This window comes from Streptomyces sp. NPDC005202 (genome assembly GCF_040608235.1).
Classification (GTDB): Bacteria; Actinomycetota; Actinomycetes; order Streptomycetales; family Streptomycetaceae; genus Streptomyces.
On record NZ_JBEXHW010000027.1, the window covers coordinates 85744 to 97851 of the forward strand.

The 12108-nt window shown below is 69.0% G+C and carries 17 protein-coding genes and 2 pseudogenes; 13 read left to right on the plus strand and 6 right to left on the minus strand.

Features of this window, described 5'->3' with window-relative positions; genetic code table 11:
- Positions 1 to 220: 220 nt before the first annotated feature.
- Positions 221 to 1375, minus strand: a complete 1155-nt coding sequence (locus ABZV31_RS29155) for a DUF3103 family protein (protein ID WP_355899642.1) — start codon at positions 1373 to 1375, stop codon at positions 221 to 223.
- A 378-nt stretch (positions 1376 to 1753) separates the two neighbouring features.
- Between ABZV31_RS29155 and ABZV31_RS29160 the strand changes: the two genes are divergently transcribed.
- Both ABZV31_RS29160 and ABZV31_RS29165 read left to right on the plus strand, forming a co-directional pair.
- Positions 1754 to 2107, plus strand: a complete 354-nt coding sequence (locus ABZV31_RS29160) for a hypothetical protein (RefSeq protein WP_355899644.1) — start codon at positions 1754 to 1756, stop codon at positions 2105 to 2107.
- A gap of 500 nt (positions 2108 to 2607) precedes the next feature.
- A complete protein-coding gene (locus ABZV31_RS29165) occupies positions 2608 to 2754 on the plus strand; it encodes a hypothetical protein (protein ID WP_355899646.1) in 147 nt (48 codons plus the stop codon).
- Between the two features lie 112 nt (positions 2755 to 2866).
- Here ABZV31_RS29165 and ABZV31_RS29170 read toward each other — a convergent pair.
- Both ABZV31_RS29170 and ABZV31_RS29175 read right to left on the minus strand, forming a co-directional pair.
- Positions 2867 to 3703 (minus strand): annotated as a pseudogene (locus ABZV31_RS29170) (alpha/beta hydrolase).
- Between the two features lie 69 nt (positions 3704 to 3772).
- Positions 3773 to 4258, minus strand: a complete 486-nt coding sequence (locus ABZV31_RS29175) for a hypothetical protein (RefSeq protein WP_355899648.1) — start codon at positions 4256 to 4258, stop codon at positions 3773 to 3775.
- A 325-nt stretch (positions 4259 to 4583) separates the two neighbouring features.
- On the opposite strand from ABZV31_RS29175, the gene ABZV31_RS29180 reads away from it, so the two are divergent.
- The 5 genes and pseudogenes from ABZV31_RS29180 to ABZV31_RS29200 form a co-directional block, all read left to right on the plus strand.
- Positions 4584 to 4892, plus strand: a complete 309-nt coding sequence (locus ABZV31_RS29180; protein ID WP_355899682.1) for a DUF190 domain-containing protein — start codon at positions 4584 to 4586, stop codon at positions 4890 to 4892.
- A 366-nt stretch (positions 4893 to 5258) separates the two neighbouring features.
- On the plus strand, positions 5259 to 5957 hold the full coding sequence (crcB, locus tag ABZV31_RS29185; RefSeq protein WP_355899650.1) for a fluoride efflux transporter CrcB: 699 nt from the start codon (positions 5259 to 5261) through the stop codon (positions 5955 to 5957).
- Between the two features lie 10 nt (positions 5958 to 5967).
- Entirely contained in the window at positions 5968 to 6393 is a 426-nt protein-coding gene (locus tag ABZV31_RS29190) for a DUF190 domain-containing protein (protein WP_355899652.1), read from the plus strand.
- Positions 6393 to 6761, plus strand: coding sequence for a fluoride efflux transporter CrcB (gene crcB / locus ABZV31_RS29195; RefSeq protein WP_355899654.1), 369 nt, complete (start codon positions 6393 to 6395; stop codon positions 6759 to 6761). The genes ABZV31_RS29190 and crcB (ABZV31_RS29195) overlap by 1 nt, the downstream gene beginning before the upstream one ends.
- Before the next feature lie 254 nt (positions 6762 to 7015).
- Positions 7016 to 7323 (plus strand): annotated as a pseudogene (locus ABZV31_RS29200) (transposase); the annotation flags it as partial.
- Positions 7324 to 7487: 164 nt separating this feature from the next.
- Here the strand turns inward: ABZV31_RS29200 and ABZV31_RS29205 are convergent.
- Positions 7488 to 7676, minus strand: a complete 189-nt coding sequence (locus tag ABZV31_RS29205) for a hypothetical protein (RefSeq protein WP_355899656.1) — start codon at positions 7674 to 7676, stop codon at positions 7488 to 7490.
- 260 nt (positions 7677 to 7936) lie between these two features.
- Positions 7937 to 8104: a hypothetical protein gene (locus ABZV31_RS29210; protein ID WP_355899658.1), complete on the minus strand. Its 168-nt coding sequence runs from the start codon at positions 8102 to 8104 to the stop codon at positions 7937 to 7939.
- A gap of 45 nt (positions 8105 to 8149) precedes the next feature.
- Between ABZV31_RS29210 and ABZV31_RS29215 the strand changes: the two genes are divergently transcribed.
- Positions 8150 to 8692: a hypothetical protein gene (locus tag ABZV31_RS29215; RefSeq protein ID WP_355899659.1), complete on the plus strand. Its 543-nt coding sequence runs from the start codon at positions 8150 to 8152 to the stop codon at positions 8690 to 8692.
- Between the two features lie 98 nt (positions 8693 to 8790).
- The gene (locus tag ABZV31_RS29220) at positions 8791 to 9258 is read left to right on the plus strand and encodes a MarR family transcriptional regulator (protein WP_355899661.1); all 468 of its coding nucleotides are present in this window, start codon (positions 8791 to 8793) and stop codon (positions 9256 to 9258) included.
- A gap of 181 nt (positions 9259 to 9439) precedes the next feature.
- Here the strand turns inward: ABZV31_RS29220 and ABZV31_RS29225 are convergent, their stop codons facing one another.
- Positions 9440 to 9595: a hypothetical protein gene (locus tag ABZV31_RS29225; protein ID WP_355899663.1), complete on the minus strand. Its 156-nt coding sequence runs from the start codon at positions 9593 to 9595 to the stop codon at positions 9440 to 9442.
- 13 nt (positions 9596 to 9608) lie between these two features.
- Between ABZV31_RS29225 and ABZV31_RS29230 the strand changes: the two genes are divergently transcribed.
- From ABZV31_RS29230 to ABZV31_RS29245, 4 genes are all read left to right on the plus strand, one after another.
- Positions 9609 to 9719, plus strand: a complete 111-nt coding sequence (locus ABZV31_RS29230; RefSeq protein ID WP_355899665.1) for an SDR family oxidoreductase — start codon at positions 9609 to 9611, stop codon at positions 9717 to 9719.
- Between the two features lie 372 nt (positions 9720 to 10091).
- The gene (locus ABZV31_RS29235) at positions 10092 to 10373 is read left to right on the plus strand and encodes a hypothetical protein (RefSeq protein ID WP_355899666.1); all 282 of its coding nucleotides are present in this window, start codon (positions 10092 to 10094) and stop codon (positions 10371 to 10373) included.
- A gap of 86 nt (positions 10374 to 10459) precedes the next feature.
- Positions 10460 to 11374: an NmrA family NAD(P)-binding protein gene (locus tag ABZV31_RS29240; protein WP_355899668.1), complete on the plus strand. Its 915-nt coding sequence runs from the start codon at positions 10460 to 10462 to the stop codon at positions 11372 to 11374.
- 545 nt (positions 11375 to 11919) lie between these two features.
- Positions 11920 to 12108: transposase (locus ABZV31_RS29245; RefSeq protein WP_355899669.1), on the plus strand; the 189-nt coding region annotated here is incomplete at its 3' end.

Here is a 12108-nt window from a genome sequence, read left to right on the forward strand (position 1 = left end):
GCCGCGTACCGGGTGGCGGGAGCCGAACTTTACCCGCCAGGGCGGATCCTCGTAGAACCCGTCGCCGCACGACAGTCCGGCCGCACGGAGAAGCCTGCGTCGGCCCGGCGCCTGCCGCAGGTGGCTGGATGTGCGCTTCGGGCGGCCGGGCGCGAACGGGCCGGTGGAATCTTCCGCCGGCCCGTACCGCTGCCGCGGGCCTGGGATTCCGGCGCGTGCCTCAGAACTCCTGCACGAAGTACGGCTCCACGGTCATCCAGCCGTTGCCGCGGGCGCCGTAGCGGGTGCCGCTGTCGCTGCGGGCCAGCGTGTACCAGGAGTCGACGTAGTCCGGGTCGTCCGTCCACCAGTCGTTGGGCATGGCGTCCAGGACCGCGTTCACCAGGGGGATGTAGGTCCCCTGGTCGGTGATGGTGAGCAGGGCGGTGGCGATGGCCTTGGCGAGATCGCGGTAGTTGGTGCTGCCGTCCTCCTCCATCATCACGGCGTCGGCCAGGTCGTACTTGTAGTACGACCAGTTGACCAGGATCTGTCCGGGCCGGTAGACGGTGCCGTCGTTGTCGAGGTACGGCATGTCGACGGGGTCGACACGCACCTTGCCGTCCTGGCCGAAGCCCGTGACGAGCGTGTAGATCTCGGCGTCGCCCTTGGCCCAGGGCTCCTCGTCGTCCGAGAGTTCCACCGCGGTGATACGGGTGGTCCAGAAGCCCGCGGTGGCCGCCCGGGCCTGCGGAGGGGCGGTGGCCTCCCGCTGCGGGGCCGGTGCGGCGGAGGCCAAGCCGTAGCGGTTGAGTTCTTCGTGCAGCACGCCCAGGCCGGCGGCGAGCGCCTTGGAGCCGTCGATGTCGACGACGTACACCGGGCGGGCGGGCGCGTGGCGGGGGTCGAGCGTGTGAACCCGGCCCCCGCTGTCGTAGGCGACGACAGTCGTGGCGTCGTCGTCGGTGGCGGCCGCGGCGACCCAAGGTGCGAGACCGGCAGCCAGTGCGCCGCGCATGGCACGGTCCCCGAGCCGCAGCCGGAGCAGCGAACCGACGCCGGTGTCCAGGCCCTTGGCCGTGGCGATCCGGTGATCGGCCGCGACCAGGGTGGACTTCAGGGTGCCGCCGGCCTGGCCGGCCAGCGCGGTGACGGCCACCTCGTCGGAGGCGAGGGCGGCCTTTTGGACACGGGTGCGCCAGTCGGCGTCGGAGAGGGAGCGGGCTATCGCACGGGCGGCCTGGTCCTGCGCCGCGGAGACCGCGGACGTGGGAGCGGCGGCGTGCGGGGCCGCTGCCGCCGGTGGGGCGCTCAGTGCCTGGCCGGCGGACAGGGCAAGCAGGGATGCCGCGACGGCGGCGACGGCGCCGCGCCGACGGGGATGACGAGGTCTCACTGGATCGATCCTCCTGGGAGCGAGTATTGGTCGCGCTGTCAGGTGGAGCGGGTGGAGCGGGTGGAGCCTGGGGGGAATCTATGCGAGTAGATTCCTTGGTAAGCATGGCGGGAACATGACACACAGGCAAGGGTGAGGCGCCGAAGTCCCGCCTGAGACAGGGAATTTGACGTTGGGTGTGCCATCCTCGTCGGCCGCACATGCAATCGACAGACGGCACACCGCAACGTACGGACCACGGAGGCAGAGGCGGGCCGACACGCATCCCGCCGCGGGCGCGACAGGGTCCTGCCCGACGCACCTCTCGTCGACGACAGCCGCATCGTCCTCGGCCACCTCCCCGGCGAGGGCCGGCGCACCGGCGCGAACCGGGTCGCCGTGCTGCACACCCTGTTCGTCACTCCACCGCTGGCCACGGTGGGTCTCACCGACAAGCAGGCCCGTGCGGCGGGACACCGGTTGAAGATCGCCCGCCAGCCGGTCGCCGAGATCATCGCCATGCCGCGCGCCTACGCCGTCGAGGAGGCCCGCGGGGTGATCAGCGGTCCGATGCCGCGCCCCGCAGCCTCCGGTGTGGTGTGTCGTCGCGGTGTCGCTGATCGGAACGCTGCCCGGCGCGACCACGGGGCCGGTGACCGCGCCGGTGACGAGTGCGCCGCTCAGACGCCGGGGTGGCCGACGCCGGTCGCCTTCTCGGAAGCCTCCCGGAACCGGGCCCCCAGCCCCAGGTGAGGATCGTCCATCGGGCCCGCGGGAGCCGCCAGTGCGATCCGCGTGTCGCGCTTGGGGCCGGTCGGGCCGATGAACGCGGCGGCAGCGTGCGCTGCGACTGACTGCCCGTTACCAGGCCGCCTGTGCAGAGGACGGGGAAAGCGCCAGGCCGGTCCTGGCCGAACCGCTCGCCTCAGTGGACGCCGTCATCGGCGCCGGTGGCGCCGTTACCAAGGACGTGCCTGCCAAAACTTCAGCCTCGCCGTCGTTCGCCCCACCAGGGAAGGATCGGAGGCAGGTCGCTGAGCCCTCGGGCAGGCCGCTTGGGCATGGGCGACTCGCCGTCGTCACCATCCCAGCGGCGGCCGTACTGATCCGGAAGGCTTCCCCAGCCCCAGTACGGAACCGGACGGCCGGGCATCTCGCCGAGTTCCTCCAGCGGATCGAGGCTCCTGTCGCCCACTGTGCACAGGTGCGCCCAGTCATCTCCCATGTCGAAGACGTAGGCGAACGGCTACCACGTGACACTGGTCCGCAACGCCACCGCGGCCTTTCTCCCCGAGATGATGCACGCCGCACACGAGCTGAACGGCCCCACCTTCGCCCATGCCATCGTCACCACGGCAGAGCTCGTCACCGCGTTCAACGAAGCGCGGTCACGATCCTGACCGGGCGACTGCCCGGTGAAGCGGTCTCAGTGGCCGCATGACGAGGGCGACGAGGCACTGCCCCCTTACTGGAGATCTCCATCCGCTGGGGTTACGGCGACGGTGCGGTCACCTACCCCAGGAATGCCACGACGGTCGCCACGAACCGGTCGGCGTCGTCGAGCCACGGGTAGTGTCCGGCTCCGGCCTGAACGACGAGCTCGGCGTTCGGAAACAGACCCGCGAACTCGGCCGTCGTGCGAGGAGGGGCACCCAGGTCGACCTCCCCGGCCATCAGGAGCACGGGCGGTGCGAATTGGGCGAGGGCGGCGCGGGTGGTATCCGGGTCGAAAGCGCCCTCGGCACCGAAGGCCGCCACGACCTCCATGTTCATCTGCTCATCCTCGGCAGCCTGATGGGCCTGAGCCACCTCGTCCCAACGGCCATGGGAAAACGGCGCGATGGCCTTCCAGCCCTCTTCGGTGCCCTTGCCCGCCACTATCGCCTCCAGGGCTGCGAACGCCGCCGGGAACCACGGCTCGTCCCGGCGGAGCTGCGCGGTCTCGCGCCGGAGGTCTCCTGCGATCGTGAGGCCGACGGCCCTGACGCTCGGCGTGATGAGCGCCAGCTTGCTGACGCTTTCCGGATGACGGCCCACCTACAGCGCGGCCAGATTCGCGCCCCCGCAATGCGCGAGCAGGTCCATCCGGTCCAGGCCGAGGTGCTCGCGCAGGGCCTCCACGTCATCGACGAGTCGGTCGCATCGGCAGGAGGCGGCGTCCTCCGGGATCGCCGACTGGCCGGTGCCCCGAAGATCCAGCCCGATCAACTGCCGGTGCGCGGAAAGGCCACCGAGGTCGCCGAGGTATTCGGAGTCCGTCGGTCCCCCGGGCAGGCAGACCACGGGATGGCCCTCGCCGAAGAGGTGGTACGCAAGCTTGGTTCCGTCATGCGCGGAGAAGGGAGGCATGGCAAAGATCCTTTCAAGCGGTGTGCGGACAGAAGTGCCGTCGCGGTACGGCGACTTGATCCACGCAGGTCAGCGGTGCGCCTGCGGGGCGTCGAGGTCTCGGAGGAGGTGACGGGCGAAGAAGCGCTGTGAGCTCTCCAGCTCGAACGCGGGTATGCCTGCGTGGCGGCCCGGGTTGGCATGCAGCGTCTTCTCGTGGGAAGCAAAGGCGTTGAAGAGCGCGAGGCCGGAGTCGCGTGGCACCAACTCGTGGTCCCACTGCAGCAGAAACTCGACCGGGATGGTGACCTGTGCCGCCGCCTCGGCCAGGGTTTCGTGGCCCGCGCAGCCGAAGACGGCGGCAGTGACGCGCGGCTCGGCGGCGGCCAACGGCACGCCGTTCCCGCTGCCCAGCGACAGGCCCCAGAATCCCACTGGTCCGCCTGCGCCGACGCAGTCGAGGTCCTGGAGGGCGTCCAGGGTGCACTGCCACTCGGGAACGGCGCGCGCCGCCAGCGGAGCAAACCCCCGGATCAGGTCCAGCCCGTACACCACTTCCCAGGACGCAACCCCCACTCCACCAGCGCGCGTCTTTCATGGGCCGAACCGTAGCGCCACAGATTGCGGGGGGCGGCTCACCAGGAGTGTGTTGCCTCCAGTACATAAGTCGGGGGAGCCCATTACTCCGTCCAAGGAAGTGCTCTGAACTGCGGGGTGCCGTGGAGAACCACTCGGCCAAGGGCCTCCGCCCGGGGGTCCTTGCTGGCCTGTGTCAGGTGTGCTCCGATGGGTGTGCGGGGATGTCTGTCGCCCGGCGCTCTTGCCTCTGGGCGGTGTGCAATCTCCGGCCGTCGGTTGAGGAGAAGCCGTAGCCTCGCCGACACAATTCGGTCGGCTGACGATCTACCTCGATGGTGCGCTCCAGTGGCGGCATGAGCCGCTGGCCACGCAGATCGTCCTTTATGCCCATGAGAGCCGCTTGCGCGGGGCGAGCGTGCGCTGCTGTGTCGCCGGGTTCGGAGATGGCGGCACCTTGCGGCAGGAGAGGCCGTTCGCGCCTGTTCGGCACCTGCCGGTCGAGATCGTGCTCGTGGACGACCTGGTCGTCCTGCAGGACTTCTCGTCCCGCCTGGACCGCATGGGCGTGCGCATGCTGGCGACTTTGGAGCCTGTCGACGTCGCGCCCACCGAAACCGGCCGCGAGGACTGATCGCGATGAGGACGTCTGTACCGCGTGGCCGCATGCTCACCACGGCCGCCGCAGCCGCTTGCCAGGTGCGCCCCTCCTATTCGCCGGGCCGGCGGCGTAGGCTGACATTGATGGCGGTGGGGCTCGCCGAAACCGCGACCGTGTACCTGGGTCGACAACAGTCCCTACCTGGCACCTGCAACGCAGGCACACCCACAGGTAGGAGAAGATTATGCCCCGACCGCCCCAGACAGCGCCTCAGCCGACCCGGAGCAGCTGCAGCCCAGCGGCCAACCCTCGCGTCCGACGCACAGCGCGAGGACGGCCGACGGCGGCGCGCGGACCACCGTCGGACCCCTTAGCCCACCTCGGTGAGGAAGCAGCGCGATGTCCGGCGGAGAACCCCTAGGCCGGCCCCGCGACGACGCACCGCCGCCGGCGGAAGTCCTGCCGGTCGACCCGGACATCGCCGACAGCGCCGAACCCCAGGCCCGGCCCAGCGACGACGCACCGCCGCCGGAGGAGGTCCTGCCGGTCGACCCGGACGTCGAGGCCGGCGACGAGACGCAGGCCCCTCCCCAGCAGCCACCGGCCAAGGCTGAGCGTCCCCGCCAGGCGGACGTCCTGGCGGTGATCGCCCTGGGCGGCGGACTGGGCAGCATCGCCCGCTACGGCCTGACCCTCGCCTGGCCCACCCCGGCCGGCGGATTCCCCTGGGCCACCTTCATCACCAACATCTCCGGAAGCTTCGCCCTGGGACTGTTCATGGTCTACATCCTGGAGGTGTGGCCACCCAATCGCTACGTCCGGCCCTTCCTGGGCGTCGGCATCCTCGGCGGCTACACCACCTTCTCCACCTTCGCCGTGGAGATGCGCCATCTGCTCTCCCTCGGCGACTGGTCCAAGGCCGACGCCTACGCCCTGACCAGCCTTGTCGCCGGGCTCGTCGCGGTGTGGCTCGGTATCGCGGCCGCTCGCCGGGCCGCCGGACTGTCGGTGCGCCGCGGACCCGGCCGCCGTAGCCAAATACCCTCCTCGCCGACCGCCGGACCGGCCACCCCGCCGCCTAAGCGATCCGTCCCATAAGGAAGTAGCGATGAACCCGCACCTTCCCCGACACCACCACGAGGAGAACCCTCCCCCGCGGCCGCCGCGCCCGCCCCTGAACGCCCCGGTCCTGCGGTTGACCGTCCACCTGGGCGAGTCCGACCAGTACCACCACAAGCCCGCTTACACCGAGATCGTCCACCGCGCCCACCACGCCGGGCTCTCCGGCGCCAGCGTCTTCCGCGGCTTCGAAGGCTTCGGCACCTCATCGATCGTGCACACCACCCGCCTGCTCGACCTCGCCGAAGACCTCCCCGTGACCGTCGTCATCATCGACGAGGAGGACCGCATCCACGCGTTCCTGCCTCAGGCCCGCGAGGCCGCCCCCGACGCACTGATCACGCTGGAACCGGTCCAAGTCGTCGCCCAGTGCAGCAAGGCACTCGGCCCCGTCACCGAGGAGCAGATCAATTGATGCCCCTCCTCCTGGTCTTCCTCGGGGGCATGCTCGGCGCGCCCCTGCGCTACCTCACCGACAAGGTTATCCAGGCCCGCCACGACAGCGTCTTCCCCTTCGGCACCTTCACCGTCAACATCGCCGGCTCATTCATCCTCGGCTCTCTGGCCGCAGCCGTAGCCACCCACGGCCTGCCCCCCAACGTCCTGTTGCTGCTGGGCACCGGCGTGTGCGGCGCCCTGACCACTTTCAGCACCTTCACCTTCGAAACCGTCCGCCTCCTCGAAGACGGCTCCCTCGCCGAGGCCGGACTCAACGCCATCGGCAGCCTCCTGGTCGGCCTCGCCGCCGCAGCTGCCGGCTACGCCCTCCTGACCTGGCTGTGACCGGGTCCGCCCGCGGAACCGGGCAAGGGGACACTGTGGCTTGGCTGTCAGGCTTCTGCCCGCGCTCAAGGTAGACCGGGGCGGCCCAGGGTCCGTCTTCAAAGATCATCGGGTGGTGGATCATGGTTGGGTGATACGTCGCCATGAACTCACCGATCAGGAGTGGGAGTTGCTTGCTCCGCTGATACCGCGGGCCGCCACAGGGTGGCCTCGCGTGGAGGACCGGCAGGTCATCAATGCAGGACGAACCGGACGATCACGCCGTTGGCCGATCCCGAGGAGGCCTGACCACCAAAATCCATCTCGCCCGCGATGGCAAGGGCCGTCCTCTCGCCGTGTTGGTGACGCCGGGCCAACGCCATGACAGCATCTGCGCACGCCCGCTCCTCGAACGGATCGGGGTACCTCGCAACGGCCTTGGCCGGCCACGTTGCCGTCCCGGCCACGTGATCGGGGACAAGGCCACAGCTCCCGCGAATTCCGGGCCCACCTGCGCAGGCGAGGTATCGCGCACACCATCCCGGAGAAGACAGACCAACAGCGTCACCGGCACAACCGCGGCCGGACGCCGCGGCGGCCGGCCGTCACAGTTAGACGGAGACTGCTCGCCCAGCGACCCGCAAGGCTCGTCATGGCCCACCGGCTGCGTCCAAGCGCCGCTGTTTGACGGCGGCCGGAGGGCTTGCGTGGAAAGCAGCAGCGCCGCTGTGAGCAGACGGAGGGGCGCTAGCCAGGGTGCACATATCGCCCGTACATGGCGCATTCCTCATTGGTGCAGATAGCCGCCCCGCGCTGTTTCTCGCGGCCCTCGGGCCCGGAGGCCGTCGTGTCGGTGATGTCATACGTGACCGGCTCGCCGCAGTCCGGGCAGCGCTCGGGCTCTGACCCGCCGGCTGTGGCTTCGATGTCGCCCATCACACGACCGTAAGGCGGATGCGCGTTCTCCGCCCGCTGTGTCTCCCGCCGCGGCCTGGACATCGATCACCGGGTCCCCGTGTCCAAGCATGGAACTCTGCCACGTAGTGCTGGGCCGCCTGCAAGGTGCGCGGCTGGCCGACCCGCTCTCCGTCCCGGACACGATCGCCCCGTGGAGAGCCTCAGCGACGCGGAGTACGGCGAGCTGCGCGCGACGCGGGCCGCCGTCCGGCGGCTCGCGCGGGTTGGGGGGCTTCCGGTCAGAGCCGGAAGTCGTCGGCGTGGTCCTGCGCCCAGGTTGCGAAGGTGCGCGCGGGGTGGCCGGTCAGCTCCTGCACGGTCTGGGTGAGATCGACGGGGGAGCCGTCGTTGAACAGCCACCAGTCCAGTAGGGAGTTGGCGAAGGCGGCCGGGACGTACTCCGCCATCTCCTTCTTCCATTCCTGGCGGGTGACCTGCCGGAAAGGAGCACGATGTCGGTCAGGAACATCGGGCGCCGGCCGAGGCCGTACAGGTCGGCCTCGATGAGGAAGGCCGCCAGGATCGGGCCGCCGACGGCGGACGGACCGAGGGCAGGGGCGAAGACGCTGAAAGCGGAGCCGAGCCGCTCGCGGGGGACGACCGCGCCGAGGATGCCGAACCCCGGCGGGATCAACAGCGCGCCGAACGCCCCCTGCACCAGCCGCGCGACGACCATGGAGAGCCGCGGACGCCGTCGTGAAGCCGGTGATACCGGTCAGGAAGAGGCGGCGCCGTCCGTACCGGTCACCAAGGCGGCCGCCGACGACCAAGGGGACACCGAGCGCGGGGGCGTACCCGGCACCCAGCCACTGGATGAGGGGCTCACCTCTGTGCAGATCCGCCAGGATGGCAAGCGCGGCGACGTTGGTGATGGTGCCGTCGAGGAGGTCGAGCACGGGGGCTGTGAGGATGACGGCGACGAGACCGCCCACCGCTGTCCCTCGGAGGCCGTAGGTGCGGCGCGAGCGAGCGAGAACATGGGTATCCCCTTCTGAAGGGTAGAATGCAAACGCAACACAGATACTTCGTGCTGCAGATTCTGTGCGGCAAAGTATCTTCGTCGCGAAGGTAATTTGCGGCTTGGAGGCACCGGATGTCAAACCGGGCGGAGTTGCTCGCGCGCGTCGTAGGGGAGAGCCGGCGGCACTATGCCGCCTACACGCTGTTCAACCAGGCGCTGGCCGACCGGCTCGGGCTGCACCCCACCGACGTGCAGTGCATCGCACTGCTCGACCTCGAGCCCGGACCGGTGACGACCGGGGAGATCGCCCGGCTGACCGGTCTGGCGTCCGGATCGGCGTCCCGGCTGGTCGACCGCCTGGAGAAGGTGGGCTTCGTGGAGCGGCGGCCTGACCCGAACGACCGCAGGCGGGCCCTCGTCGCCCTCGCCCCCGACGCGGCCGCACGGATGGCGGAGGTATGGGAGACGCCGGGCAAGGCGTTCGGCGCGGTGCTCGATCGCTACACCGACGAGCAACTGGAGATCATCGCCGAGTATCTCCGCGAGGCCGCCGAAGTGGGCCGCGACCAGGCCCGTCGGATCACCACCGAGACGCCGTAACACCGCCGCGCACGGCCAGGGAGAGCCCCGTGGCGGGGGGCTACGACGCCGACGCCGTACGGGTCCGAGCCCCAAGCGGCGGACGAGGCCGACTGCAACCCGCGGAGCCCCCTCGAAGCTTCCGAAGCCCGTCGCCTGGATCGAGGGTTGGCGATCGCGGTCGCCGTGGGGTGGTTCAGTCTCAGTCTGGGACGGCGGCGTCGACCAGGGCGGCGGCTACGGTGCGGGCCGCTGTTTCGGCGCTGGGGTCGCGGTCCAGCCAGGCGCTGACGCCGGCGCCGTCGTAGAGAATTACCAGTTGGTGGGCGAGTGACTTCGCGTCCTTGGCATCGGTCATCCCCCTCGGACGAATGGAACGCCCCGAGGAAGTCGGGGCGGCGGCCCTCTTCCTCGCAGCCGACGAAAGCAGTTTCTGTGCAGGCATGGACCTGAGCGTCGACGGCGGCATGGCTCAAGTCTGAGGCTGGAATTTGTCAAACCGGGGAATTTGACTCCTCCCACGACTTCAATGGGTCGCCCCGGAACGCAATATGGCTGTCGCCACGTGTTGCGCCACAGGAGGCGCCTTGGCGAGGCGTCAGCCCGCGCCGAAGGCAGGGCCGATCGTTACGGCGGTCGCTGTTCATCGGATCCGCCGGAGACAAGCATTGCAGCACCACCTGTAGGGAGAACTCTCATGGGACAGACCGTGGAAGAAAGGAACAAGGAGATCGTCCGGGAGGCGTTCGACACACTCTTCAACAAGCGTGACTACGCAGCGGCCGAAAAGTTCTGGTCCCCGGACTACATCCAGCACAGTGCACACATCGAGCCGGGCCGCGAGGGTCTTTTCAATGATCAAGATCCTGCCGGACGAGCTGCGGCACGAAGTCGACTGCATCATGGCGGAAGGCGACATGGTGATGGTCCGCGGACGGTTCTCCGGACACGCTCAACCGGCACCCTGGATCGCCGCAGACTTCGTCCGTATGGAGGATGGGCTGCTCAAGGAGCACTGGGACATCATCGAGAACGAGACATCTCGCGCGAACTCATTGAAAGCGGTCTACCAATCTACGGTGACACGTTCCCCGAGGAGCGCTGACCGAAGCAGCGAGCATTCGCCTTCGATGTAGTTTCCGACCGCCCACACCGAAGCCATCACGGGACCACTTCACAGCCGCCTCGGTGATTGCTGTCGCATGAGGTCGAGGAGAGACAGATGCGGAACGCAGACACCCCGCGGGCGCTGGTCCTCGGGGCCACCGGCCGCACTGGAGCGGCGGTCGTGAAGACGCTGGAGGCGACACCCGGCCAAGCAGCTCCGGTGCGTGCTTCACGCAGCAACGCGACCGTCGAGCAGTGGAACAAGGAGGGGAAGGAAGCGGTCCGCATCGATCTCGATGACCCCGACACCTTCCCCGGCGCGCTGGAGGGCATCGACCGGGTATTCCTGATGACCGGATACACATCGGCGATGAACCACCAGACGAAGACGCTGGTGGACGCCGCCGAGGACGCCGGCGTCGGCTTCCTGATGCACCTGGGCGTGTTCAGCGACGGGCGGTCCACCGACCCGCACTTCGCGTGGCACGAACTGGTGGAGCGCTACATCGCAGGCTCCAAGCTGGCCTGGGCGAATGTGCATCCGCACGTGTTCATGGAGAATCTGCTGGGCATCAACCGGCTGCGCGACGGCCAGATGGTGTGGCCGATGGGCGACAAGCAGGTCGGCTGGATCGCCAACGACGACATCGCGGCGGTCGTGGCCAAGGTCCTGGCCGAAGGCCCCAAGACGCATGCGGGTGAGGATTACTACCTGTCCGCCGATCTCCTCAACGGCGCCGAGGTGGCCGAGGTCCTCTCCGCCGCCCTCGGGCGGGAGATCCCCGCGCTGGTCCTGACCCCGGACGATCTGCAGCGCATGATCGATGCAGGGCTGAACACCGCGCCCGCCAACATGGACGCCGCGTACGCTGCCAGCACGCTGATTTGGGCGCGACAGACCTACGAGGGCCGGATGGACTACTCCGCGGTCACCACCAGCACGGTCCAAGACCTGCTCGGCCGAGAGCCCATCCATCTCGATTCGTGGGCCACCGCACACCGTCAGGAACTGCTCGACCAGCTGTCCTGACAGTTGCGGCAGAGCGCGTGCCGGACGAAGGCATACGGCCCGCGTCCAGCGGCGGGTCGACCACTACATCCACTTCATGCCGGAGGCAGGCACGAAAAGACGCGGGGCGATCGGTAGCCGGCCTGCTGGTCAGGCGAACGAGAGTCCTGGCCCGAACTTCTTAAATCCTCCCCAGGCCAGAACCTGAGCGGGTCTACAGACCGACTGATCCGCGTAAACAGCGAGGTGACACGCTGCATGTTCACCACCCCGCCCCACCTCCAGGGCATATCCGGCATGAAGTCGTCTACCTGGTGGCGTTGACCTGCGGTGATGCGGGCATGTCCGCCTCTGACCTGCGCAGATGAGTCTTTCAGCGTCTTTCAGATCATGCCAGGTTACGCAGTCGATTCTCCCCGCGCGCTCCCCAGGGTCGCCCATACTCCCCGGATTCTCCCAGGGATGGCCCGTGCCGCAGGCAGGGACGGCGTGGGAAGTAAGTCCGTCTCTTGCCCTGCCGTAGGCACCCTAAGACGTCGTCTCATTTGGGATCGTAATCTTGAGGCATGACGATCGTGGAGCGGCTGGTCCCGGACGGGTTGTGGGAGTTGTTCCAGCGGGTGGTGCCGCCCGCTCCGACACGGCCGCAGGGCGGTGGGCGGCGCCGGTACGGTGACCGTGAGGTGCTCGCAGCGATCATCTTCGTGGCCACCTCGGGCTGCACGTGGCGGCAGTTGCCGCCGGTCTTCGGCCCG